The sequence below is a fragment of the Litchfieldella rifensis genome, from assembly GCF_042646605.1.
GTDB classification, from domain to species: Bacteria; Pseudomonadota; Gammaproteobacteria; order Pseudomonadales; family Halomonadaceae; genus Litchfieldella; species Litchfieldella rifensis.
In genome coordinates, this window is sequence record NZ_JBHRUG010000009.1 from 160,150 (window position 1) to 182,929 (window position 22,780).

The following is a 22,780-nucleotide window of genomic DNA, read 5'->3' on the forward strand; positions in this document are numbered from 1 at the left end:
GTCGCGCTCAGGTCTGGGGCTCGAGGCTGCCGTCCTCGCCCACGGCCAGGCGCACGGTGGGCATCCACAGGCCCGGCGGGAGGCTCACGCCCAGGCCACGCACGCCGCCGGGGGTGATCGCCAGTTCGCTGCCGGCGGGCAGTTCGCCACGGCTGGCGAGCTGGCTGGCCAGCTGTATCATGGGGGCTAGGCGCTGGCCGTCGTCGAGAACGTCGAAAGCCACCGGCAGGCGCAGGTTGGCGTCGTCGCCGGGGGTCAGCGCCACTCGCTCCGCGTAGCGGCCACTGACCGGCTCGGCGCCGGGAACGTCGAGGGTCCAGGCGAAGCCGTTGAGCTCCACCGGTGGCATGCCACTGGGCAGGCCCAGCCCCATGGCCAGGGTCGCCTGTATCGGCAGGCTGCCCATGCCCAGGCTGGAGGCGATCAGCGAGGTGATATCGCTGGTATCCAGGCCGGCGCGAATGGTGTAGGGACCGATACGCACGTCCTCGATGCCCAGCGACGTTACCGCCAGACGCATGGCGAACAGGCCGGTCTGCGGCAGCGCCAGGCAGCCGCCGAGCAGCAGGGCCAGGCACCAGGGCGCGAAGAGTCGCCAACGCGCCAGGCGTGGACATGAGAAGCGAGGGGCATGCATGGTGAGTGACTCCTGAAGTGTTGCCGCGTCGGGGCGCGCGCATTCTAGGGCCGCCACGCGCGACTGCCAAGCGATTTCGTTGTCTCCTGGCGCCAGCGATCTCCGAACATGGCTGGCATATCGCTTCACCGCTATTCTCGCCCTTGCTCGGGAGAGTTGATCATGGCGAACCGATGGCGACCGCTGGTGGCTTATGTTGCCGCCGTGCTGGATGCCACACTGCTCGGGTCGATAGTGCAGACCCAGTTCAACCTGGCGGCACTCACGGCGCTGGGTGTCGAGATCTCGTGGGCTACGCGCCTGTCGACGACGGCCCGCGATCTGGTGGGCTTCACGCCACTGTATGGCAGCCTCGTCACCATCATGATGCTGGGCGCCATGCCGGCGGCCACCCTGGTCACCCGCCGGCTGGGGGGTGGCGCCTGGCCGATTCACGCGCTAGCGGCGGCGGTGGGGTTATGGGTGACGCTGTGGATCGTCGATACCCTGGCACCCATGCCGACCTTGATCGCGGCCACCCGCAGCGGGGAGGGCACACTGGCGATGATGGCGACCGCCGCCCTGGGTGGTTGGGGCTACGCCATCCTGGTGCACTCCCGGTGGGACGGGGTTTCAGCGTAACCTGGCAAGAGGAAGTCATATGCGTCGACTCGGCTGTGTCGTGCTGGCCATCACGGGTCTGGCGACCTGTGCCACGGCGTTGGCCACGGACTACCGGATCGAGACTATGGCGACGGGGCTCGAGCACCCCTGGTCGCTGGCCTTCCTGCCCGGCGGTGGCATGCTGGTCACCGAACGCGCCGGACGTCTGCGCCTGATCGAGGCCGATGGCACGCTGCGTGAAGCGCCGATCCCCGGCGTGCCCGAGGTCTTCGTCGGCGGCCAGGCGGGGCTGTTCGAGGTGGCGCTGGCGCCGGATTTTGCCGAGAGCCGGCACCTGTATCTGAGCTATGCCTGTGGCACGCTTGCCGCCAATACGACCTGCCTGGATCGCGCCCGCTTCGATGGCGAACGGCTGGTCGAGCGCGAGACGCTGTTTCGCGCCGAGCCGGACAAGCACGGGCGCTCGCATTTCGGCGGGCGGCTTGCCTTCCTGCCCGATGACACCCTGGTATTGGGACTGGGCGATGGTTTCGACTACCGGGAACAGGCGCAGAACCCGGGCAACCACCTGGGCAGTCTGGTGCGCCTGAACCTCGATGGCTCGGTACCCGACGACAACCCTTTCGTCGACGATCGCGAGGCGCGACCGGAACTCTATAGCCTCGGCCATCGCAATGTGCAGGGCATCGTCTTCGATGCGACTCGGGATGAGCTGCTCAGTCACGAGCATGGGCCCAGGGGCGGCGACGAGCTCAATCGCATCGAGCCGGGTGCCAACTATGGCTGGCCGCTGGTCACGCATGGCGTTGACTACACCGGTGCGCTGGTCACTCCGTTCACCGAGTTGCCGGGATACGTGTCGCCGTTGCTGCATTGGACACCATCCATCGCTCCCGCGGGCATGGCGCTCTACGATGACGAGCGCTTTCCGGCATGGAAGGGCGACCTGTTCGTTGCGGCGCTGGCCGCCCGGCAGGTGCGCCGCCTGATTCGTGAAGACGGCGAGATCGTGGATCAGGAGGTCCTGTTCGATGAACTCGGCGAGCGCATGCGTGACGTCAGGGGCGGACCGGACGGCGCGCTGTACCTGGTGACCGATAGCGAGAAAGGGCGGGTGTTGCGCGTGATGCCGGCGACATCGCCTTGAGCCTTGCACAACGGCGAGGGCGCCCATGGGCGCCCTCTGAAGACCGAACGTCAAGCGGCGTTAACGGCGCTTCTTGCGCGCCTCGCGCGTGCGGCCCAGTTCCCGTTTCTTGGCCTTTTCACGGTCGCTGGCGCCGGCATTGGGATCGTAAGGGTTTTCGCCTGAGCGGAACTCGAAACGGATGGGGGTGCCGCGGACCTTGAGCACCTTGCGGAAGGTGTTGGTCAGATAGCGCTTGTAGGCTTCCGGCAGCGCGCCGGTCTGGTTGCCGTGGACGACGATGATCGGTGGATTGCTGCCGCCCTGGTGGGCCATGCGCAGCTTGATGCGCCGGCCATGCACCAGCGGGGGCTGATGCTCGCTCACCGCATCCTGCAGGATGGTGGTCAGGCGGTTGGTCGACCAGTGGCTGGTCGCGGACGCGAAGGCGCGCTCGATGGAGGGGTAGAGATCGCCCACCGCGGTGCCGTGCAGCGCGGAGATGAAGTGCAGATCGGCATAGTCGGTAAAGCCCAGGCGGCGCTTGATGTCGGCACGCATCTTGTCGCGCGCCTCGCTCTCCAGGCCATCCCACTTATTGACCGCCAACACCAGCGCGCGCCCCGAGGTCAGCACGTAGTCGAGCAGGTGCAGGTCCTGCTCCACCAGGCCGCTGCGGGCATCGAGCACCACGATCGCCACCTGGCACTCCTTGATCGCCTCGAGCGTCTTGATGATCGAGAACTTCTCGGCGATTTCGCGGACGTTCTTGCGGCGCCGCACGCCGGCGGTATCGATCAGCACATAGGGCTTGCCACGCCGCTCGAAGGGAATCTCGATGGCATCGCGGGTGGTGCCGGCCTCGTCGAAGACCACCACCCGCTCCTCGCCGAGCAGACGGTTGACCAGGGTCGACTTGCCGACGTTGGGGCGGCCGATCACGCCGATGCGGATGCCATTGCTGCTATCCGCCGGGACGGCATTCTCCTCGCGCTCCGGGAAGGGAGCCAGCACCTCATCGATCAGGCTGGTGACGTTGCGGCCATGGGCGGCGGCGATGGGATGGGGATCGCCCAGGCCCAGTGTCCAGAAGTCGGCCATTGCCGAGTGTTCTTCCAGGCCATCGGTCTTGTTGACCACCAGCCAGGTCTTCTTCTGGTTGACGCGCAAGTGATTGGCGATGGCCTCGTCGGCGACATGCAGACCGGCGCGAGCGTCGACCAGGAACAGCACGATATCGGCCTCGTCGATGGCCAGCAGCGACTGCTCGGCCATGACGGCGTCGATGCCTTCCTCGTCACCGCTGATGCCACCGGTATCGATGACCGTGTAGGTCTTGTCGCCGAGCTGGCCGTTGCCGTACTTGCGGTCTCGGGTCAGGCCGGGGAAGTCGGCCACCAGGGCATCCCGCGAGCGGGTCAGACGGTTGAACAGCGTCGACTTGCCGACATTGGGGCGGCCGACCAGGGCGATAACAGGATTCATTGGATCTCGCGTATTTGCAGGGCTTCGAGGCGCCCGTCATTGGCCTGGGCATAGATCCGGCGACCCTCGGTGAGCGGGCGCAGGCTGATGCCCGAACCGTTGACTTGGGTGCGGCCGACGATATCGCCGCTGCTGGCATCCAGCAAGTGCACGTAGCCCTCGAAATCGCCGAATACCAGCCTGCCGTCGGCGAAGGCCGGTGACGTCAGCCAGCGCCCCTCCAGGTCTGTCGAACGCCATATCTCGCGCCCGGACAGGGCATCCATGGCCAGCACATGACCGGCGTCGTTGACGGTGAACAGGTGGTCGCCGACCACCAGCGGGGTCAGGTAGCTGGATTGCTCACGCTCCCAGAGCATTTCACCGCTGGTGGCCTCGAGCGCGACCAGGCGGCCGTTATAGCTGGTCACGTAGAGACGCCCGTCGGGAGTCAGGACCGGCTGGCCGTCCAGGTCGACCAGTCGATCGACTTCGCTGCGTCCCTGGGGCACGGCGACGCGCATCTCCCAGAGCGACTGGCCACTGCGATTGTCGAGGGTGGCCAGGCGACCATTGGCGAAACCGACGAAGGATACCGGCTCGATGACCTGGGGGGTGCCAGTGCCACGCAGGGTCAGCGCCGGTTGACTACCGGTATAGACCCAGCGTTCATCGCCGGTGGCGCGATCGAGGGCCGTCACGGCGCCATCGACACTCTGCACGATCAATAGCCGGCTGTTGGCCTGGGGCGCTGCCAGTACCTCGCTGGAAACCCGGGAACGCCACTGGATCTCGCCATCGTCCTGACTCAGGGCCAGCACCTCGCCGTTGCGAGTGCCGAGATAGAGCCCCCCGCCGATGGCGGTCAGGCCGCTGGAAATGGCGGTATCGAGATTCTTCTCCCAGCGCGTATCGCCGCTGTTGGCCTCCAGAGCCACGACACGACCCTCCGTATCGGCGGCGTAGATGACGCCATCTTCCGAGGCGGCACTGATCGGATAGCGGGCCCGGCCCAGGCCTTCACCGATACGCTGGCTCCAGGCGCTATCGAGTTCCACGGTGGCATCGAAGCTCGTCAGGTCCTTGGGGGGGTACTGAGGCTCGACCTTGCCGGCGCAACCGGCCAGCAGGGTGAGGGTAGCCACCATGATCACGAACATCGGGGTCTTCATAGGGTGGCCTCCGGGGTCCCCAGGTCGTCGAGCTTGAGCTGGATGCCGTAAAGCGGCTGGTCATTTTCGCTGGCTAGGGCCTTGGCCTGCTGGTAGGCCTCGCGAGCGTCCTCGTCACGTTCCAGCGCCACGTAGGCGTCACCACGAATCTCGGCGCGTTGAGCGGCAAGCGACGACGAGATCTCCTCGTCGAGGGTCGCCAGCGCTGCGTCGGGATCGCCATCGGCAAGCTGCAGGCGGGCCAGGCGCAAGCGAGCCAGGCTCTGGATATAGTCGCGGGAACTGACCTCGATGACATCGCCCAGCGCGGCTTGGGCGGCAGCCAGGTCGCCATCGGACACCGCCAGGCGGGCCTCGATCAGCCCGGCCAGATCGGCATACAGGGTGTCGTCATGCTCACCGACGATTTCATCGATCAGCTCAAGGGCTCGGCTGCGATCGGCCGCTTCCAGTTCATCCTGACTGGCGAGGTTGATGAGTTGCTGATAACGCATCGAGGCGGCTTCGGCCTGGCTGGCCTGATAGTCCTGCCAGGCATTCCAGCCCAGCACCCCTGCGGCGGCAATCACCACCCCGGCAATCAACGACGTGCCGTTTTCCTTCCACCAACGCTTGATGGCTTCAAGCTGCTCTTCTTCGGTTCTCAGCTCCGCCACGGGCGGTCTCCTTTGATTCTGGGATCGTCTATCGCCCGATCAGGGGCTTGCGAGCAGGGTATCCAGGGTGGTGGCCAGCTCACCGCGCGCCAGTCGCTGTTGCTCACGCTCCTCGCGCAGGAACTTTACCGTCACCTGGTCATGAGCCAGTTCATCCTCGCCGATCAGCAGGGCCAGGCGGGCACCACTCTTGTCGGCCTTCCTGATCTGGCTCTTGAAGCTGCCGCCGCCGCAGTGCACTTGGATGCGTCGCTCGGGAAGACGTTCCCTCAGCTCTTCGCCCAACAGTAGCGCGGCGCGCGTGGCCGGCTCGTCCATGCCCAGGAGGTACACGTCCAAGGGAGCACTGGCCTCCTGAGGGACCAGTTCCAGGGTTTCGAGCAGCAGGATCAGGCGTTCGATGCCCAAGGCGAAGCCGACCGCAGGAGTCGGCTTGCCGCCGAGCTGCTCGACCAGACCGTCGTAGCGCCCTCCGGCACAGACGGTCCCTTGGCTGCCCAGTGCCGAGGTAGTCCACTCGAAGACGGTGCGGCCGTAGTAGTCGAGGCCACGGACCAGGCGCGGATTGATGGTGTAGCCGATGCCGGCGGCGTCGAGGATGGCGGTCAGCCGCTCGAAGTGCTCACGGGATTCGGCATCGAGGTGATCCAGCAATTGTGGGGCCTCGGCCAGCATCGGCGCCATGTCGGGATTCTTGGAATCGAGAATGCGCAGTGGGTTGCTCGTGAGCCTGCGTCGTGAATCCTCGTCCAGTACCTCGTAATGACGTTCGAAGTAGGCGACCAGGATATCGCGGTAGGCGGCCCGCGCCTCGCTGGAACCCAACGAGTTGAGTTCCAGGGTCACGTGCTCATGGAGGCCGAGCTGTTTCCACAGCCGCGCGGAGAGCAGGATCAGCTCGGCATCGATATCCGGACCCTCGAGGCCGAAGGTCTCGACGCCGACCTGATGGAACTGTCGATAGCGGCCCTTCTGCGGACGCTCGTGGCGGAACATCGGACCCTGGTACCACAGCCGTTGGGTCTGGTTGTGCAGCAGGCCGTGCTCCATGGCCGCCCGCACGCAACTGGCGGTGCCTTCGGGGCGCAGGGTCAAGCTATCGCCATTGCGATCCTCGAAGGTGTACATCTCCTTTTCGACGATATCGGTGACTTCGCCGATGGAACGTGCGAACAGGGCGGTCTGCTCGACGATCGGTGTGCGGATCTCAGCGTATCCGTAGCGCTGCATCAGCGAGCGCACCTGTCCCTCGAAGTACTGCCACAATGGCGACTGATCGGGCAGCAGGTCGTTCATGCCACGAATGGCCTGGATCTTCTTGCTCAACATGTGCTCCTTAAGGTATCGCCCGAGTGGCTCAATTCTCGCGGGCGATCACATCCTGTTCGGCCTGCTGCTTTTCACGGACCTTGTCACGAATCAGGGCTTCGAGGTCGTCGACCAGATGGTCGTTGCGCAACTTGCTGGCTGGTTTGCCGTCGATATAGACCAGATTGTTGGGGCTGCCGCCGGTCAGGCCGATTTCGGCTTCCTTCGCTTCGCCCGGGCCGTTGACCACGCAACCGATCACGGAAACGTCGAGTGGCGTCATGATGTCCTCGAGGCGCTCCTCCAGGGCATTCATGGTGCCGATCACGTCGAAGTTCTGGCGCGAGCAGCTCGGGCAGGCGATGAAGTTGATGCCCTTGGAGCGCAGTCGCAGGCTCTTGAGCATGTCGTAGCCGACCTTGATCTCTTCCACCGGATCGGCAGCCAGCGAGACGCGGATGGTGTCGCCGATACCGTCCATCAGCAGCATGCCGAGCCCGATCGACGACTTGACGGTACCCGAGCGCAGGCCCCCGGCCTCGGTAATGCCCAGGTGCAGCGGCTGCTCGATCAGCTTGGCCAACTGGCGGTAGGCGGCCACGGCCATGAACACGTCGCTGGCCTTGACGCTGACCTTGAAGTCGGGGAAGTCCAGACGATCGAGGTGCTCGATGTGGCGCATGGCGGATTCCACCAGCGCCTCGGACGTCGGCTCGCCGTACTTCTTCTGCAGATCCTTCTCTAGCGAGCCGGCGTTGACGCCAATGCGAATCGGGATGCCGTTGTCGCGGGCCGCGGAGACCACCGCCCGCACCCGGTCCTCCCGGCCGATGTTGCCGGGGTTGATGCGCAGGCAGTCGACGCCGAGCTCGGCGACGCGCAGGGCGATCCGGTAGTCGAAGTGGATGTCGGCGACCAGCGGAACGTCCACCTGCGCCTTGATGCGGCCGAAGGCCTCGGCGGCGTCCATGTCGGGCACCGAGACGCGCACGATATCGGCGCCGGCGGCCTCGAGCTGGCGGATCTGGGCCACGGTGGCCGCCACGTCCAGGGTGTCGGTATTGGTCATGCTCTGCACGGCGATCGGTGCGTCGCCGCCGACCGCGACCCTGCCGACATGGATCTGGCGTGAACGGCGTCTGATGATGGGAGACTGAGCGTGCATGGCGGCTATGTCATTCTCCTAGGGTGAAACGGGCAACATTGTTGGACCCGGCGCGAGCGCCGAGGTCGATGGATTCACCGCGATATCGTAACTCGACGCCGGTGGCGTTGCCGATGGTCAGGCGGAAGGGCGGGTCACCCTCGGCGGTGGCCTGGGTACCGCCTTCCTGCAAGCCGACGAAGATACGCTCGTCGTTGGCGTCGAAGATCTCGGTCCAGGACTGCTCGTTGAAGGTCAGCTCCAGGATTCGCGGATCGGCAGGCGGCGCCGCAGCGTCCTCCTCGGTCACCGCATCCGCGCTGGGCTCGACTGCTTCCGTACCGGCCGCGAGATCCTCGCGATCGTCGACGCCGGGCTCCTGCTCGGCAGGCGCAGTGGTCGTGGGCGCCACGGGGGCGTCAGCGGCGAGCTCTTCTTCGGGGCGGACAGACGCCGGTGCATCGACGCTGTCGCTATCGACAGCGGTATCGTCGCTGGGTTCGGGAGATGCTTCATCGGCGACCAGTCCCATGTCGTCGCTCTCGTCCGGCAAGGGAGGGAGCGACTCCTCGGCGGTCGGCTCATCGGCGTCCTCGGTGATGGTGGTGCCATCGAGGGTGTCCACGGCTACCGGCTCACTGCCCCCCAGCCCCAGCAGATCGTTGCCGTCGCGGCTTTGCCACCACAGCAGTGTCAGGCCGACCAGGCCGGCGATGACCAGCAAGGTGACCAGTCTGAACAACCAGGTGCCGAGGCGCGACGGTGGCTTGGTGACATGCACCGGGGTGACCTTGTGCTCGTTCTCGCTACCGCCGAAGCGTGACTGATAGGCGGTGATCACCGGGGATTCATCGATGCCCAGCAGGCGCGCATAGGCACGCAGGTAGCCTCGACGATAGGCGGCGACCGGTATTTCGTCATAGCTGTCGGATTCGAGTCCGTCGACCACCGCGGGACGCAGGTTCAGGGCACTGGCGACTTCTTCGCGGGACAGTCCCTGATTCTCCCGTTCGCGCTTGAGCAACTCGCCGGGAGACGAGGACGGGGGGGCAAGCTCGGCTGGGTCGTTGTAGTGTGTTTCGCTCATGTCTGAGCATCCTTAATCAAGATTCGGTCATCAGGGAGCGCCACGGGAGCTGCCTAACTGCTCGGAAAAGAAGGCGGCGGTGTCATCGTCTCCCCTGGCGGCAGCGATGGCGCTCGCCAGCCGCTTGCTCTCGGGGGTGATGCCTGCCAGGCGTATAAAGGATTGCAGCTGGTCCCAGGCCCGCGAATAGTTGCCCTGCGAATATTCGATTTCGGCCAGCGTGAAGTAGCTGCGCGGACTTCGGGGGGCGATGTCCTGGGCGCGCTCCAGACTACGGCGGGCGGCATCCAGGTCGCCGAGTTCACGCTGGCATTGTCCCAGGTTGGCAAACAACAGCGCCCGGTTGCGGTACTGGGTGTCGCCGGTAGCCTGTTCGAGCTGGCGGCAGGCCTCGGCAGTGCGCCCTTGGTCGAACAGGAAGGCCGCATAGTTGTTGCGGGCGCGGGTAAAACCGCTATCGATCCGCAGCGCCCGCCGGAAATATTTGTCGGCGAGGTCGTTTTCCTCTTGGCGCTGGTACACCATGGCCATGGCCTGCAGCGCCTCGGCATCGTCGGGGTCGATCTCGAGCGCTCGGTCGAGTGCCGAGATGGCGCGAGGCAAATTATCGCGTTCCAGATAGGCGGTTCCCAACTGCGTGTAGGCGTCGGCAGGGTCGGCTTCCGATTCGGAACTGCTGGGCTGGCTCGCACAGCCCGATAGCCAGGCGGCGCTCAGCAAGGCCACCATTACAGCGGCCGGCGTGAGGCTGACTGGCAAGCAGTAGCGACGAATCATGGCGTTACCCCGTAAAAAAGCCTACCCATCAAAGCGCTGTGTACAGTTGAAGTCAAGGTCGCCGCGGGTATCAGTCGGCGTCGAGCTGAATCGATTGAATATAACGCGCATGACGCTTGGTGCGGTCCTTGACGCGACCCACCAACTGGCCGCAGGCAGCGTCGATGTCATCGCCGCGAGTGCTGCGGATCGGCGCCGTGTATCCCAACTCGTAGAGCCACTGCTGGAAGCGCATGACCTGGTTGCGCGACGGCTTCTCGTAGCCCGAGTGCGGGAAGGGGTTGAACGGAATCAGGTTGATCTTGCACGGCAACTCCTTGAGCAGCGCAGCGAGTTGCTCGGCATGCTGCTGCTGGTCATTGACGTCCCTGATCAGGGTGTACTCGATGGTCACCATGCGCGTGTCGTCGCACTTGGCGAGATAGCGCTGGCAGGCATCGAGCAGGCTGCGAATGTTGTACTTGCGATTGAGCGGCACCAGCTCGCTGCGTAGCTCGTCGGTGGCGGCATGCAGCGAGACGGCCAGGCTCACGTCGAGTTCGTCGCCGAGCTTGTCGATCATCGGCACCACACCGGAGGTCGACAGGGTGACGCGGCGCTTGGACAAGCCATAGCCATCGTCGTCGAGCATCAGCTTCATCGCCGGCACCACGTTGTCGTAGTTCATCAGCGGCTCGCCCATGCCCATCATCACCACATTGGTCACCGGGCGGTTGGCGGTATCCTTGCGTGGCCCGACGCTTCTCTGCGCCACCCATACCTGGCCGATGATCTCGGCCGCGGTGAGGTTGCGCTGAAAGCCTTGCTTGCCGGTCGAGCAGAAGCTGCAGTCCAGCGAGCAGCCGACCTGCGACGAGACGCAAAGGGTGCGGCGATTGCCGTTTTCCGCCGGAATCAGCACGGTTTCCACATAGCTGCCGTCTTCGACTTCCAGCACCCACTTGCGGGTGCCGTCACTGGAGCTGCCTTCGTAGACCACCCCCGGGCCACGAATTTCCGCAACCTCGGCCAGACGCGCGCGCAGCGCCTTGGACAGGTTGGTCATGGCCTCGAAGTCGTCGCAGCCTTCGTGGTGGATCCATTTCATTACCTGCGCGGCGCGGAACTTCTTCTCGCCGATCGACAGGAAGAAGGTCTCCATCTGTTCACGAGACAGGCCGAGCAGGTTGGTACGGGGAGTGACGGTGGTGGCAGTCATGGGACATCGCGGAGTCGGTGGACAAGACGCGGGAGGGTCGCCTCCCGCGTGGGCACGCTATCAGCCGCGCGGGCAGATCTCGTCGGCGCCGAAGAAATAGGCCACTTCGCGCTCAGCGGAAGCGGCGGAGTCGGAGCCATGCACGGCGTTGGCATCGATGGATTGGGCGAAGTCGGCGCGGATGGTGCCGGCGGCGGCTTCCTGCGGGTTGGTGGCCCCCATCAGTTCGCGGTTCTTGGCGATGGCGCCTTCGCCTTCCAGAACCTGCACCACCACCGGTCCGGAGGTCATGAAGCCGACCAGGTCGCCGAAGAAGGGGCGCTCCTTGTGCTCGGCATAGAAGCCTTCGGCCTGCTCCCGGGACAGGTGCAGCATCTTGGCGGCGACGACCTGCAGGCCGGCTTTCTCGAAACGGCTGATGATCTCGCCGATCACATTCTTGGCAACGGCGTCGGGCTTGATGATGGACAGGGTGCGCTCAATGGCCATGGGGCATTATCTCCGTGAGGGTGGTGAACGGGCTTCTGGATGACGGCGCGCCGCCCGAGGCATGACCAGAGAATCCGGATGCACAGGGCGGCGCGTCGAGAAATTGGTGCGTCAGTCGAGCACGAATGCCGAATAGCCGCGCATTATAACGGCTGGAGGCGATGCAGAACAATCACTGTGCGGTCGTACGGCGGTCAGCGTGCTCAAACACTGAAGCTTTCGCCGCAACCGCACTCGTCCTTGACGTTGGGGTTGTGGAAGCGGAAGAAGCGGTTCAGGCCTTCCGAGACGTAATCGACCTCGCTGCCGTCGAGCATTTCCAACGCCTCCGGAGCGACGAAGACCTTGACGCCATGCTCTTCGAAGGAGACATCCTCGCTGTCGGCCTCGTCGGCGAAGTCGAGTACGTAGCTGTAGCCGGAGCAACCGCTGGGCTTGACCGAGACACGCAGGCCCAAGCCGTGGCCACGTTCGTCGAGAACCTGGCGAATCTGGCTGGCGGCGGCGGTAGTGATCGAAAGATGCGCCATGGGGTTTGCCTCCTGCGAAGGTAAATGGGGTGCGAATTATCGGCGGCGCAGTGCGACGACGGCGTGGCGTAGTTCACCGAGCGCCGTGTCGATCTCCGCATCGGTAGTGAAGCGGCCGAAGCTGAAACGTAGCGATGCCAGCGCACGAGCACGCGGTACGCCGATTTCCTTTAGTACATAGGACGGCTCAACGCTCGCTGAGTTGCAGGCCGAGCCGGTGGAGATGGCGATATTGCGCAGGGCCATCAACAGCGACTCGCCATCCACGCCGTCGAAGGCCAGGTTGACGATGTTGGGCAGTGCCACTCGGGTATCGGTATTGCGGTGGATGCCGTCGAGGTCGGCCAGGCCATCGAGGAAACGGGCCTGCAGTCGGGCAATGTGTGCCTGATCGGCCTCGCCTTCCTGCTGTGCCAGGGCGAACGCCTCGCCCATGCCGACGATCTGGTGGGTGGCGAGCGTCCCCGAGCGCATGCCGCGTTCATGCCCGCCGCCGTGGATCAGGGCCTCGACGCGGATGTCCGGGTGGCGACGCACGAATAGGGCGCCGATCCCCTTGGGGCCATACAGCTTGTGGGCCGACAGCGACAGCAGGTCGATGCCGAGGCGCTGCACATCGAGGTCGAGCTTGCCGGCGGCCTGGGCGCCATCGACGTGGAAGGCGGCGTCGCCGGCATGGGCGACCTCGGCCAGCGCCTTGAGATCGTGGATGCTGCCCAGTTCGTTGTTGACCGCCATCAGCGACACCAGCACGGTATCGTCGCGCAGTGCTTCACGAAGTTGGGTGGGCGTGACGCGCCCGTCGGGGCCCGGTGACAGCCAGGTGACCTCGAAGCCCTCGGTCTCGAGTGCCCGGGCCGTATCCACCACCGCCTTGTGTTCGATGCGCGAGGTCACCAGGTGGCGGCCGCGAGCGCGATTGGCCCGCATGAAACCGATCAGTGCCAGGTTGTCGGCCTCAGTGGCGCCGCTGGTCCAGACGATCTCGCGCGGGTCGGCGTGAATCAGATCGGCGACCTGGCGCCGGGCCCCTTCCACCGCCTGTTCGGCCAGCCAGCCGGGCATGTGACTGCGCGATGCCGGATTGGCGAAAGTGCCTTCCCGGGTCAGGTGGCGGCTCATGACCTCGGCGACGCGAGGGTCGACCGGGCTGGTGGCGGCATAATCGAGATAGACGGGAGCGCTCATGACGGTGTGGGACGATCCTCGCTGACGGCATTGGTCGCCGTGGCTCGCCTAGGGCGAGGACACGGCGATGGTGTCTTGATCGGTGCGCCGGCGCTGACGGTCGGCGATGACGCGAACCTCGTGACGCTGCACCAGTTCGTCGAGGGTGATGCCGTCGAGGAAGCCGTAGATTTCCTGGGACAGCTCGCACCATAGATGGTGGGTCAGGCAGGTATCGCCTTGCTGACAGTCCGACAATCCCTGGCAACGGGTGGCGTCCACTGACTCGTTGACGGCATCGATGACTCGCGCCACCGAGATGCCTGCCGGCGCCTGCGCCAGTAAATAGCCGCCCCCCGGCCCTCGCACGCTCTTGACCAGCTTGGCCCGTCGCAGCCGCGCGAAAAGTTGCTCGAGATACGACAGCGAGATCTCCTGACGCCGGGAGATCTCGGCCAGGCAGATCGGGCCCTCGGCGGCATTGAGGGCCAGGTCGAGCATCGCGGTGACGGCGTAGCGTCCTTTGGTAGTCAGGCGCATAAGAGGTATCGAACGCTGAATGTCATGGGGCGTCTCGGCTGGACGATCGCCCGACCACCTCACCGCAGGCGATGCACCGGTAGCCGGCTTGTGGTGCCATTATGGGAAAACCCAGTACCGTGGTCAACAATTCACCGTCGGCGTCAGGAGGCGTCGTTAGCGTCTTCCGAGCTGCGACGCTTGGGCGGCTCATCCCGCCGCTCGTCGCTCCCGACCGGCGGGCAGCAACTGTCGACGTCGTCGAGAATCTCGGCGAAGTCCTCGTCGCGCAGCTCGGGCAATTGGCCGTTGCGATAACTGGCGTCGAGCTTTCTCAGCGTGTTGCACATCTGCTCGATGCGCTGATCCACGGCATGCATATGATCGAGCATGGCCTGCATCGAGCGCGCCACCGGATCGGGCATGTCCTGACTGACGCCGTAGGCGTCGAAACCGAATTTCCGGCACATGGCTTCACGGCGCTCGGGATCGAAGGTCGGCGCTTCCTCGGTGTCGGGCTCGGCACGCTTGACGATCTTGCCGGGGATGCCGACCACCGTGGCGCCGGCAGGCACGGCCTTGGTGATCACCGCATTGGAACCGATCTTGGCCCCGGTACCTACCGTGAAGGGGCCGAGAATCTTGGCGCCGGCACCGACGATCACGCCGTCTTCCAGTGTCGGGTGGCGCTTGCCCTTGTTCCAGCTCGTGCCACCCAGGGTCACGCCTTGGTAGAGGGTGACGTCATCGCCGATCTCGGCGGTCTCGCCGATCACCACGCCCATGCCGTGGTCGATGAAGAAGCGGCGGCCGATGCGGGCCCCGGGATGGATCTCGATACCGGTCAGCCAACGAAACAGCGTGGAGATGGTGCGGGCCAGCCACTTGAGGTTGTGCTGCCACAGCCAATGGCTCAGGCGATGGGCGAGCAGAGCGTGCAGTCCCGGATAATTGGTCAGGACTTCGAGGAAGTTGCGCGCGGCAGGGTCGCGAGCGAATACGCTGTTGATATCTTCACGCAGGTGATAAAACATGCAGCAGTCCTTACATCACGGGTGGCAGCAAGTCCAGGGTTGTCACCAAGTCCAAGCCCTGTCGGTCGATGCCCGGGGGCGGGTGAGGAGGGAGCACCGATCACCCACCAAAAAGACCATTATTGGGGCGTGGGCGCCAGCCTGCAAGGCGCGGCCACAGTGCGGGCCTCAGGAGTGTTCGCCGTCGTGCCTGGCGGTCGGTGATCGCCCGACGCGCTTTTCCATCGCCGTGAGCATACCGCGCAGGATGTTGATTTCCATCTGATCGGGACGCGCCCGCAGGTACAGCCGGCGCAGGCGGGCCATCAGTTGCCGGGGAGTGTCGGGATCGTGGAAGTCGATGGCGATGAGGACCCGCTCCAGATGCGCGAAGAAGCGTTCCAGGTCACCGTGGTCGGCCAGCGGATTGTCCCAGTCGATGCCGAAGGGTTGCTGGCGCTCGATCGTGGCGGTGACGGTTCCCTCTTGGCTCGCCAGCCAGGCCAGGCGACACTCGTAGGCCAGCACCTGTACCGCCGTGGCCAGGTTCAGCGAACTGAACGCGGGATCGGAGGGGATATGCACATGGGCGTGGCAGCGTTGCAGTTCGGCATTGGTCAGGCCGGTATCCTCGCGGCCGAACACCAGTGCCACACGCGCCTCGGGGCCGGTAAGTTCCTGCGACAGGCGTTCGCCGAGAGCTCGTGGCGTGAGCATCGGCCAGGGCAGGGTGCGCGAGCGGGCACTGGCGCCGACCACCAGGGTGCAATCGGCCACGGCCTCTTCCAGGTTGGTGACGATAGGCGCCGCCGCCAGGATCTCGTCGGCGCCCGAGGCCCGCGAGATGGCGTCCGCCGAGCGGGCCTCGCCGCGCGGTGCCACCAGGGCAAGGTCCGACAGTCCCATGTTCTTCATGGCGCGAGCGGTGCCGCCGATATTGCCGGGATGACTGGTGCCGATCAGGACGACGCGAATACGCTCTAGCATGGAGCCACTGCCTGCTGGTTGCTGGATGGTCAACCAGCGAAGTCTATCACGCTCTCGCCCCTTGACGCTCATGCGGCAATGGCGGTAGTGGCCACAATCTGCTAGGATGCGCGCCGTTCTTGTCGGTCATCCGACACCGTTCTTTAACAGCTACCGACTCCTCAAAGGCCCGATCATGCATCCGATGGTCCAATTCGGGTTGCGCGCCATGCGCAGCGCCGCCGAACAATTCGTGCGCATTCGTGAACGTATCGAAAATGCTCACGAAGAACACAATCTCGATCGTCTGATCGAGGATACCGCCCGCAACGCCGAGACGCTGATCGTGCATCAGTTGTCGCGCGGCTATCCTCAGCATGGCATCTCCGGTCGCTACACGCCCTACCGCGAGGGGCAGGGCGAAGGGCAGGACTACCACTGGAAGATCGAGCCGTTCCATGGCTATTCCAACCTGACGGCGGCCAGCACCGGCTTCGCTCTGTCTCTGGTATGCCTGGTCAAGGGGCGTCCGGAGCATGCGGTGGTCATCTGCCCGTTCAGCGACGATGAGTACCTGGCCAGCCGCGGGCGTGGTGCCCAGTACAACGGTAAGCGCATCCGTGTGCCCAAGACCACCGCCATCGGCGGCGCCCGACTCGCGATGAGCCTGCCGGAAACCTGGCTGCGCCCTCGTCATCTGCCGGCCTACCTGACACTCGTGCAGCAGCTCAGTCCGCAGATCGAGGTGCAGCGTGCCACCGGCAGCGGCCTGTTGGATCTGGCGGAGCTCGCCAGCGGCCGCGCCGATGCTGCCTTCGTGCTGGGCCTCGAGGAGCAGGACAAGCTGGTCGGTACGCTGTTGCTGAAAGAATCCGGTGCCCTGATGGGCACCCCCGACGGTCGCCCGGACGTGGCAACCGAGGGCCAACTGATGGCCGCCAGCCCTCGCCTTTACAAGGCGTTGGTGCAACAGCTCAAACCGCATTTTTGAGCGGTAAGCCGTAAGCTTGAAGCTGGAAGAAAAACCGCCCCCATGGCCATGCCATGGGGGCGGTTTTGGTTATGCTCTGGCTTCGAGCTTCGAGCTTCGAGCTTCGAGCTTCGAGCTTCGAGCTTCGAGCTTCGAGCTTCGAGCTTCGAGCTTCGAGCTTCGAGCTTCGAGCTTCGAGCTTCGAGCTTGTGTCAGGGGAGCTCCTCTGCCTCCGGGTCTTCCTTCCTGGCCGGGATCAGGTCCAGGCGCTGGAGCTTGAGTGGAAGCAACAGCGCCGAGGCGACATAGATGGAGGAGAAGGTCCCCACGACGATGCCGATGATCAACGCCAGGGCGAAGTTGTGGATCATGTCGCCGCCCAGCACCAGTAAGGCCAACAGCACCAGCAGGGTGGTGCCCGAGGTAGCCAGGGTGCGCGACAGGGTGGCATTGATGGCGTCGTTGAAAATCGCCGGCATGTCGTCGACGCGCGACTTACGGATGTTCTCGCGGATACGGTCGTAGACCACGATGGTGTCGTTCAGGGAATAGCCGATCACCGCGAGCAGGGCGGCCAGCACGGTGAGGTCGAAGTCGAGCTGGAACAGCGAGAAGACGCCGACCACGATCACCACATCATGGACCAATGCCAGCAGCGCACCGAGGGCGAACTTGTACTGGAAGCGGAAGGCCACGTAGAGCATTACGATTCCCAGTGCCACCAGCAGGCCCAGACCGCTCTGGTCGCGTAGCTGTTCGCCGACCTGGGCACCGACGAATTCGGCACGTACCAGCTCGACGTTGTCGCCATCGCTACGCAGCAGGTTGACCACCTGCTCGCCGACTTCGGGGTCGAAGGCCTGCTGCAGACGGATCAGTACCTCGGTGGCGGCGCCGAAGCTCTGCACCGAGACATCCTGGAAGCCTTCGGTCTCGAGCGTCTGGCGCACGGTATTTAGCGATGGCGCCCTGTCGTAGCGGACCTCCACCAGGGTGCCGCCGGTGAAATCCAACCCCAGGTTGAGCTGTTGCACCGCCAGGGAGCCGATCGACACCAGCAACATCAGAGCCGAAACGAGAAAGGCCAGGCGGCGCTTGCCCATGAAATCGAACTGTCGCATCGCAAGGCTCCTCATATCCAAAGTTTCTTCACCGGCTTGCCGCCATACGTGAGGTTGACCATGGCTCGCGACACCAGCAGGGCGGTGAACATCGAGCTCAGGATGCCCAGCGACAGCGTTACGGCGAAGCCTTTCACCGGCCCGGTGCCGATCGAGAACAGGATCAGCGCCACCAGCAGGGTGGTGATATTGGCATCGATGATCGAGGTGAAGGCGCGCTCGTAGCCGGCATGAATGGCCTGCTGGACCGACAAGCCACTGCGCAACTCTTCACGTATTCGCTCGAATATCAACACGTTGGCATCAACTGCCATGCCCAGGGTCAGCACGATCCCGGCGATGCCGGGCAGCGTGAGCGTGGCACCGAGCATCGACATGGCGGCGATCAGCAGGACCAGGTTGATTCCCAATGCCAGGTTGGCGATCACGCCGAACACCTTGTAGCGCACCAACATGAACAGCACCACCAGCAACAGGCCGATCTGCACCGACATCACGCCGCGATCGATGTTCTCCTGACCCAGGCTCGGGCCGATGGTGCGCTCCTGCACGAAGTAGATCGGTGCCGCCAGCGAACCCGAGCGCAGCAACAGCGCCAGCTCTGCCGCTTCGGTGGGTGATTCCAGGCCGGTGATGCGGAAGCTGTTGCCCAGTGCGCTCTGGATGGTGGCCAGGCTGATGATGCCGCGCTCGGTATAGGGCTCGCGTACCTCGACCTCTTGGCCATCCTCGATGACCGTGCGGGTCCGGGTGTTGTGCTCGATGTACAGCACCGCCATGTTGCGGCCGATGTTGGTGCGGGTGGCGCGATTCATCTGGGTACCGCCGGTGCCGTCCAGGTCGATGTTGACCTGGGGTCGGCCGTTCTCGTCGAAGCTGCGGCTGGCATTGGAAACGCTGTCACCGGTGATGATCACATCGCGCATCAGGGTGGCGGTACGCGCCTCATTGTTGCGGAAGCCGAACTCTTCGGTCTCGTGTTCCGGGGTGTCCGGGCGCGCTTCGAGGCGGAATTCCAGGTTGGCGGTTGCGCCGACCACGCGCTTAGCGGCGGCGGTATCCTGGACCCCCGGCAGCTCGACGACGATACGATTGGGGCCCTGGCGTTGGACCAGTGGCTCGGCGACGCCCAGTTCGTTGACCCGGTTGCGCAGCGTGGTCAGGTTCTGATTGATCGCATAATCCTCGATCTCGTTGACGGCCTGATCGGTCAGGGTCATCTCCAGCGCCGCGCCGCGGCCCTCGTCGAGGTTCCGGTAATCGAAGTCCGGGAATTGGCGAGCGATCAGCTGGCGTGCCGCATCGCGGTCTTCCTCATCGGCGAAACTCAGCGTCAGGGTGCGATCGTCGACCTCGGTGTCGCGATAGCGAATGCGTTCGTCACGCAGCATCTCGCGCATGGCGCTGGCATTGACTTCCAGGCGCTGGGTCACCGCCGCATCCATGTCGACCTCGAGCAGGAAGTGTACGCCGCCACGCAGATCCAGGCCCAGCGTCATGGGGGAGGCGGCCAGGCTCTCCAGCCAGTCTGGGGTGGATTCTGCCAGGTTGAGGGCAACCACGGTGTCATCGCCCACCATATCGGCGATGATGTCGCGGGCCTTCAATTGGTCGTCGGTATCGGCAAGACGGATCAGGATGCCGGTGTTGCTGATCTCGCTGGTCTCGATCTCGATGCCGGCATCGGTAAGGGCGCGCTCGAAGCGTTCCAATTGGCGTTCGTCGAGGGTCACATCGCCCCGGACACTGCTGATCTGGACCGCTGGATCCTCAGGGTAGAGGTTGGGCAGCGAATAGATCAGGCCGACGACGAGGACGAGGAGTATCAGCAGATACTTCCACAGGGGATATCGGTTGAGCATGCAAGCCCTGCCTTGTAGCTAACGTGACGAGATAGTTAGCGCATAACGTGACTGGCGATGCGGTCCAGTCGTGGACGGGGAAGGCGCCAGGGCCTTCCGCCGGCACTGTAGACCGCCAGTAAGGGGTCAGATGGACTTGATCGTGCCCTTGGGCAGTACCGCCGCTACGGCGTTCTTCTGTACATTGACCTCGGTGCCTTCGGCGATCTCGATGGTGATGAACTCGCTGTCGTCGCTCACCTTGGTGATCCGCCCCACCATACCGCCACCGATGACGATTTCGTCACCCCTGGAGAGACCGCTGACGAGTTGCTTGTGTTGCTTGGCACGCTTGGCCTGGGGGCGCCACAGCAGGAAGTAGAAGATCAGCACGAAGCCGACCAGCATGACGATCTGGGCAATACCGCCGCCGGCGGCGCCGCCTTCGGCATGGGCCGGAGAGATGAAGAAGTCCAGCATTGGGTGATGTCTCCTGGATTCAGGTGGGAGGAAAAGAAATTCGCATTGCCACTTGGCTACGCACTCGGCGCGAGTGGTACCGGCAGGCCACGTCGCGCGTAGAACCGTTCAATAAAGTCCGCCAATGTACCCGCTTCGATAGCACCGCGCAAACCGGCCATTATACGTTGGTAATGACGCAGATTGTGGATGGTGTTGAGCATCGAGCCGAGCATTTCGCCGCAGCGGTCGAGGTGATGCAGGTAGGCCCGCGAGAAGCGTTGACAAGTGTAGCAATCGCAGTCGTCTTCCAGTGGCCGGGGGTCGTGACGATGCTTGGCATTGCGGATCTTGATCGTGCCTTCGAAAGTGAACAGGTGACCGTTTCTGGCATTGCGGGTCGGCATCACGCAGTCGAACATGTCGATGCCACGACGCACGCCTTCCACCAGATCCTCGGGTTTGCCCACTCCCATCAGGTAGCGTGGCTTGTCTTCCGGCATCCAGGCGGGCAGGTAATTCAGTACCTCGATCATCTGCTCCTTGGGTTCTCCGACCGAGAGCCCGCCGATGGCCAGGCCGTCGAAGCCGATCTCCAGCAACCCGGCCAGAGAACGTTCGCGGAGTTGGGGGTACATGCCGCCCTGGATGATGCCGAACAGCGCCGAGGGCGAGTCGCCATGGGCCTCGCGGGAGCGCTTCGCCCAGCGTAGCGACAGTTCCATGGAGGCTTCCGCCTCGCGCTCGGTGGCCGGGTAGGGGGTACACTCATCGAAGATCATCACGATGTCCGAGCCCAGCGCACGCTGGACAGCCATGGATTCCTCGGGCCCCATGAATACCTTGGCGCCGTCCACCGGCGAGCGGAAGTGCACCCCCTCTTCGGTGATCTTGCGCATCTCTCCCAGCGAGAATACCTGGAAGCCCCCGGAGTCGGTGAGAATCGGCTTGTCCCACTGGGCGAAGTCGTGCAGATCGCCGTGGGCCTCGATGACCTCGGTCCCCGGACGCAGCCAGAGATGGAAGGTATTGCCGAGAATGATCTCGGCGCCGATCTCTTTCACCGACGCCGGCGTCATGCCCTTGACGGTGCCGTAGGTACCCACCGGCATGAAGGCAGGCGTTTCCACCGTACCGCGGGGGAAGTGCAGGCGCCCGCGGCGTGCCCGGCCGTCGCTGGCCAGGCGCTCAAAGTTCATGAAACACTCGTTTCGCATGCAGTCTCTCGAAGGTCAGGTGGCGTCGGTCAGGCGCGTCTTGCGGGTCAAGAACATGGCGTCGCCGTAACTGAAGAAGGCATAGCGTTCGGTCACGGCGGCCCGATAGGCCCTCATCACGGTATCGAAGCCGGCGAAGGATGCCACCAGCATCAGCAGAGTCGACTCGGGTAGATGGAAATTGGTCACCAGAGCATCGACGCAGCGCCATTCGTAGCCGGGATAGATGAAGATATCGGTTTCGCCGCTGTAGGGGGCGATGTCACCGGTCCCGGTCATCAGGCAAGCCGACTCCAGGCAGCGCACACTGGTGGTGCCCACGGCGACCACTCGACGGCCCGCGGCTTTTGCTGCCCGTACCTTGTCGCACACCTCTTCGCTCACCTCGATCCATTCGCTGTGCATCTGGTGGTCGCGGATATCGTCGGCACGTACCGGCTGGAAGGTGCCGGCGCCCACGTGCAGGGTCACGAAGGCACTGTCGATACCCTGGGTCGCCAGGGCCTCGAGCAATGGCTCGTCGAAATGCAAGCCGGCGGTGGGGGCGGCCACGGCGCCGTCGCGGCGAGCGTAGACGGTCTGGTAGCGCTCGCGATCGGCGAGTTCGTCGTCGCGGGTGATGTAGGGCGGCAGCGGCATATGGCCGTGGCGCTCGAGCAGTTCGATCATCGGCGTCTCGCCGAGGAAGCGCAGCTCGAACAGCGCCTCGCGCCGCCCTTCGACCACGGCGTGGATATCGCCCTCGAAGATCAGCTCGGTGCCCGGCTTGGGTGACTTGCTGGCGCGCAAGTGGGCCAGACCACGGTGCGTGTCCAGCGGGCGTTCGAGCAGCATCTCCACGCGCCCGCCACTGGCCTTGTGGCCATGCAGGCGAGCCGGAATCACGCGGGTGTCGTTGAATACCAGCAGATCGCCGGGGTCGAGCAGGTCCAGCAGCTCGGGGAAGCGCCGATGGGCAAGCTGACCGCTATTGCCATCCACGCTCAGCAGACGGCAGTCGCTGCGGCGCTCGGACGGATAACGGGCGATCAACTCGTCGGGGAGCTCATAATGAAAATCGGCACGCTGCATCGGGAAAATCGGGCTCGGGGATTGTCAGGCGCCATAGGATACCGGTTCGCGGTGAGGAAGTCAGGTCGGACGATTGACCTGATCGGCGGTCTACGTATAATGCAACGCGCTGCCCGGGTGGCGAAATCGGTAGACGCAGCGGATTCAAAATCCGCCGCTGGAGACAGCGTGTCGGTTCGAGTCCGACCCCGGGCACCATTCCTTTCAAGTACTTAGCGTCTCTTCCTCACTCTCGATTCCTTCCG

23 protein-coding genes and 1 tRNA gene are annotated in these 22,780 nt (G+C 64.4%); 4 read left to right on the top strand and 20 right to left on the bottom strand.

The genetic code is table 11. The features are described 5' to 3' along the window. Positions 1-7: 7 nt before the first annotated feature. Positions 8-637: a hypothetical protein gene (locus tag ACFOEV_RS04235; RefSeq protein ID WP_386771887.1), complete on the bottom strand. Its 630-nt coding sequence runs from the start codon at positions 635-637 to the stop codon at positions 8-10. Positions 638-799: 162 nt separating this feature from the next. Between ACFOEV_RS04235 and ACFOEV_RS04240 the strand changes: the two genes are divergently transcribed. Both ACFOEV_RS04240 and ACFOEV_RS04245 read left to right on the top strand, forming a co-directional pair. Then, a complete protein-coding gene (locus ACFOEV_RS04240; protein ID WP_386771888.1) occupies positions 800-1,258 on the top strand; it encodes a hypothetical protein in 459 nt (152 codons plus the stop codon). Between the two features lie 19 nt (positions 1,259-1,277). After that, positions 1,278-2,387, top strand: coding sequence for a PQQ-dependent sugar dehydrogenase (locus tag ACFOEV_RS04245; protein WP_386771889.1), 1,110 nt, complete (start codon positions 1,278-1,280; stop codon positions 2,385-2,387). Positions 2,388-2,447: 60 nt separating this feature from the next. Here the strand turns inward: ACFOEV_RS04245 and der are convergent, their stop codons facing one another. The 14 genes from der to trmJ form a co-directional block, all read right to left on the bottom strand. Continuing rightward, entirely contained in the window at positions 2,448-3,851 is a 1,404-nt protein-coding gene (gene der / locus ACFOEV_RS04250) for a ribosome biogenesis GTPase Der (protein ID WP_386771890.1), read from the bottom strand. After that, a complete protein-coding gene (gene bamB, locus ACFOEV_RS04255; protein ID WP_386771891.1) occupies positions 3,848-5,002 on the bottom strand; it encodes an outer membrane protein assembly factor BamB in 1,155 nt (384 codons plus the stop codon). Before bamB ends, der begins: the two co-directional genes overlap by 4 nt. Then, entirely contained in the window at positions 4,999-5,658 is a 660-nt protein-coding gene (locus tag ACFOEV_RS04260) for a YfgM family protein (protein WP_386771892.1), read from the bottom strand. The genes bamB and ACFOEV_RS04260 overlap by 4 nt, the downstream gene beginning before the upstream one ends. Before the next feature lie 39 nt (positions 5,659-5,697). Further along, positions 5,698-6,984: a histidine--tRNA ligase gene (gene hisS, locus ACFOEV_RS04265; RefSeq protein ID WP_386771893.1), complete on the bottom strand. Its 1,287-nt coding sequence runs from the start codon at positions 6,982-6,984 to the stop codon at positions 5,698-5,700. Positions 6,985-7,015: 31 nt separating this feature from the next. Next, the gene (gene ispG / locus ACFOEV_RS04270) at positions 7,016-8,131 is read right to left on the bottom strand and encodes a flavodoxin-dependent (E)-4-hydroxy-3-methylbut-2-enyl-diphosphate synthase (RefSeq protein WP_386771894.1); all 1,116 of its coding nucleotides are present in this window, start codon (positions 8,129-8,131) and stop codon (positions 7,016-7,018) included. A 10-nt stretch (positions 8,132-8,141) separates the two neighbouring features. Next, positions 8,142-9,197 carry a RodZ domain-containing protein gene (locus tag ACFOEV_RS04275; protein ID WP_386771895.1) on the bottom strand — a complete coding sequence of 352 codons (1,056 nt, stop codon included), beginning with the start codon at positions 9,195-9,197 and terminating at the stop codon, positions 8,142-8,144. 30 nt (positions 9,198-9,227) lie between these two features. Continuing rightward, positions 9,228-9,974, bottom strand: coding sequence for a type IV pilus biogenesis/stability protein PilW (gene pilW, locus ACFOEV_RS04280; RefSeq protein ID WP_386771896.1), 747 nt, complete (start codon positions 9,972-9,974; stop codon positions 9,228-9,230). A 70-nt stretch (positions 9,975-10,044) separates the two neighbouring features. Beyond that, positions 10,045-11,172, bottom strand: a complete 1,128-nt coding sequence (gene rlmN, locus ACFOEV_RS04285; protein ID WP_386771897.1) for a 23S rRNA (adenine(2503)-C(2))-methyltransferase RlmN — start codon at positions 11,170-11,172, stop codon at positions 10,045-10,047. A 60-nt stretch (positions 11,173-11,232) separates the two neighbouring features. Then, the gene (ndk, locus tag ACFOEV_RS04290) at positions 11,233-11,661 is read right to left on the bottom strand and encodes a nucleoside-diphosphate kinase (RefSeq protein WP_386771898.1); all 429 of its coding nucleotides are present in this window, start codon (positions 11,659-11,661) and stop codon (positions 11,233-11,235) included. A 203-nt stretch (positions 11,662-11,864) separates the two neighbouring features. Continuing rightward, complete coding sequence (locus ACFOEV_RS04295; RefSeq protein WP_386771899.1) at positions 11,865-12,191, bottom strand: HesB/IscA family protein; 327 nt, start codon at positions 12,189-12,191, stop codon at positions 11,865-11,867. Positions 12,192-12,227: 36 nt separating this feature from the next. Further along, the gene (locus tag ACFOEV_RS04300; RefSeq protein WP_386771900.1) at positions 12,228-13,379 is read right to left on the bottom strand and encodes an aminotransferase class V-fold PLP-dependent enzyme; all 1,152 of its coding nucleotides are present in this window, start codon (positions 13,377-13,379) and stop codon (positions 12,228-12,230) included. 48 nt (positions 13,380-13,427) lie between these two features. Continuing rightward, the gene (gene iscR, locus ACFOEV_RS04305; protein WP_386771901.1) at positions 13,428-13,898 is read right to left on the bottom strand and encodes a Fe-S cluster assembly transcriptional regulator IscR; all 471 of its coding nucleotides are present in this window, start codon (positions 13,896-13,898) and stop codon (positions 13,428-13,430) included. Positions 13,899-14,041: 143 nt separating this feature from the next. Further along, entirely contained in the window at positions 14,042-14,911 is an 870-nt protein-coding gene (gene cysE / locus ACFOEV_RS04310; protein ID WP_386771902.1) for a serine O-acetyltransferase, read from the bottom strand. Between the two features lie 168 nt (positions 14,912-15,079). Further along, on the bottom strand, positions 15,080-15,877 hold the full coding sequence (gene trmJ, locus ACFOEV_RS04315; RefSeq protein ID WP_386771903.1) for a tRNA (cytosine(32)/uridine(32)-2'-O)-methyltransferase TrmJ: 798 nt from the start codon (positions 15,875-15,877) through the stop codon (positions 15,080-15,082). Positions 15,878-16,052: 175 nt separating this feature from the next. Here trmJ and ACFOEV_RS04320 point away from each other — a divergent pair, with 175 nt between their 5' ends. After that, a complete protein-coding gene (locus ACFOEV_RS04320) occupies positions 16,053-16,847 on the top strand; it encodes an inositol monophosphatase family protein (protein WP_386771904.1) in 795 nt (264 codons plus the stop codon). Positions 16,848-17,038: 191 nt separating this feature from the next. On the opposite strand, the gene secF is transcribed toward ACFOEV_RS04320, so the two are convergent. The 5 genes from secF to queA all read right to left on the bottom strand — a co-directional run bounded on the left by secF (position 17,039) and on the right by queA (position 22,535). After that, positions 17,039-17,947: a protein translocase subunit SecF gene (secF, locus tag ACFOEV_RS04325; protein ID WP_386771905.1), complete on the bottom strand. Its 909-nt coding sequence runs from the start codon at positions 17,945-17,947 to the stop codon at positions 17,039-17,041. Positions 17,948-17,958: 11 nt separating this feature from the next. Then, on the bottom strand, positions 17,959-19,809 hold the full coding sequence (gene secD / locus ACFOEV_RS04330) for a protein translocase subunit SecD (protein WP_386771906.1): 1,851 nt from the start codon (positions 19,807-19,809) through the stop codon (positions 17,959-17,961). A 126-nt stretch (positions 19,810-19,935) separates the two neighbouring features. Then, the gene (gene yajC / locus ACFOEV_RS04335; protein WP_386771907.1) at positions 19,936-20,268 is read right to left on the bottom strand and encodes a preprotein translocase subunit YajC; all 333 of its coding nucleotides are present in this window, start codon (positions 20,266-20,268) and stop codon (positions 19,936-19,938) included. A gap of 56 nt (positions 20,269-20,324) precedes the next feature. Then, on the bottom strand, positions 20,325-21,446 hold the full coding sequence (gene tgt, locus ACFOEV_RS04340; RefSeq protein ID WP_386771908.1) for a tRNA guanosine(34) transglycosylase Tgt: 1,122 nt from the start codon (positions 21,444-21,446) through the stop codon (positions 20,325-20,327). A 33-nt stretch (positions 21,447-21,479) separates the two neighbouring features. Beyond that, positions 21,480-22,535 (bottom strand): tRNA preQ1(34) S-adenosylmethionine ribosyltransferase-isomerase QueA, encoded by a 1,056-nt coding sequence (queA, locus tag ACFOEV_RS04345; protein WP_386771909.1) that lies wholly within the window; start codon positions 22,533-22,535, stop codon positions 21,480-21,482. Between the two features lie 111 nt (positions 22,536-22,646). Between queA and ACFOEV_RS04350 the strand changes: the two genes are divergently transcribed. After that, positions 22,647-22,733, top strand: a tRNA-Leu gene (locus ACFOEV_RS04350). Positions 22,734-22,780: the final 47 nt, after the last annotated feature.

What these genes read in the sequence shown, in the direction of transcription:
- ACFOEV_RS04300 (WP_386771900.1), bottom strand. Translation starts at nt 13,379, where the DNA reads ATGAGCGCTCCCGTCTATCTCGATTATGCCGCCACCAGCCCGGTCGAC.
- tgt (WP_386771908.1), bottom strand. Translation starts at nt 21,446, where the DNA reads ATGAACTTTGAGCGCCTGGCCAGCGACGGCCGGGCACGCCGCGGGCGC.
- der (WP_386771890.1), bottom strand. Translation starts at nt 3,851, where the DNA reads ATGAATCCTGTTATCGCCCTGGTCGGCCGCCCCAATGTCGGCAAGTCG.
- ACFOEV_RS04245 (WP_386771889.1), top strand. Translation starts at nt 1,278, where the DNA reads ATGCGTCGACTCGGCTGTGTCGTGCTGGCCATCACGGGTCTGGCGACC.
- ACFOEV_RS04240 (WP_386771888.1), top strand. Translation starts at nt 800, where the DNA reads ATGGCGAACCGATGGCGACCGCTGGTGGCTTATGTTGCCGCCGTGCTG.
- pilW (WP_386771896.1), bottom strand. Translation starts at nt 9,974, where the DNA reads ATGATTCGTCGCTACTGCTTGCCAGTCAGCCTCACGCCGGCCGCTGTA.
- rlmN (WP_386771897.1), bottom strand. Translation starts at nt 11,172, where the DNA reads ATGACTGCCACCACCGTCACTCCCCGTACCAACCTGCTCGGCCTGTCT.
- yajC (WP_386771907.1), bottom strand. Translation starts at nt 20,268, where the DNA reads ATGCTGGACTTCTTCATCTCTCCGGCCCATGCCGAAGGCGGCGCCGCC.
- secD (WP_386771906.1), bottom strand. Translation starts at nt 19,809, where the DNA reads ATGCTCAACCGATATCCCCTGTGGAAGTATCTGCTGATACTCCTCGTC.
- ACFOEV_RS04235 (WP_386771887.1), bottom strand. Translation starts at nt 637, where the DNA reads ATGCATGCCCCTCGCTTCTCATGTCCACGCCTGGCGCGTTGGCGACTC.
- secF (WP_386771905.1), bottom strand. Translation starts at nt 17,947, where the DNA reads ATGCGACAGTTCGATTTCATGGGCAAGCGCCGCCTGGCCTTTCTCGTT.
- ACFOEV_RS04275 (WP_386771895.1), bottom strand. Translation starts at nt 9,197, where the DNA reads ATGAGCGAAACACACTACAACGACCCAGCCGAGCTTGCCCCCCCGTCC.
- bamB (WP_386771891.1), bottom strand. Translation starts at nt 5,002, where the DNA reads ATGAAGACCCCGATGTTCGTGATCATGGTGGCTACCCTCACCCTGCTG.
- cysE (WP_386771902.1), bottom strand. Translation starts at nt 14,911, where the DNA reads ATGTTTTATCACCTGCGTGAAGATATCAACAGCGTATTCGCTCGCGAC.
- queA (WP_386771909.1), bottom strand. Translation starts at nt 22,535, where the DNA reads ATGCAGCGTGCCGATTTTCATTATGAGCTCCCCGACGAGTTGATCGCC.
- ACFOEV_RS04295 (WP_386771899.1), bottom strand. Translation starts at nt 12,191, where the DNA reads ATGGCGCATCTTTCGATCACTACCGCCGCCGCCAGCCAGATTCGCCAG.
- iscR (WP_386771901.1), bottom strand. Translation starts at nt 13,898, where the DNA reads ATGCGCCTGACTACCAAAGGACGCTACGCCGTCACCGCGATGCTCGAC.
- trmJ (WP_386771903.1), bottom strand. Translation starts at nt 15,877, where the DNA reads ATGCTAGAGCGTATTCGCGTCGTCCTGATCGGCACCAGTCATCCCGGC.
- ispG (WP_386771894.1), bottom strand. Translation starts at nt 8,131, where the DNA reads ATGCACGCTCAGTCTCCCATCATCAGACGCCGTTCACGCCAGATCCAT.
- ACFOEV_RS04320 (WP_386771904.1), top strand. Translation starts at nt 16,053, where the DNA reads ATGCATCCGATGGTCCAATTCGGGTTGCGCGCCATGCGCAGCGCCGCC.
- ndk (WP_386771898.1), bottom strand. Translation starts at nt 11,661, where the DNA reads ATGGCCATTGAGCGCACCCTGTCCATCATCAAGCCCGACGCCGTTGCC.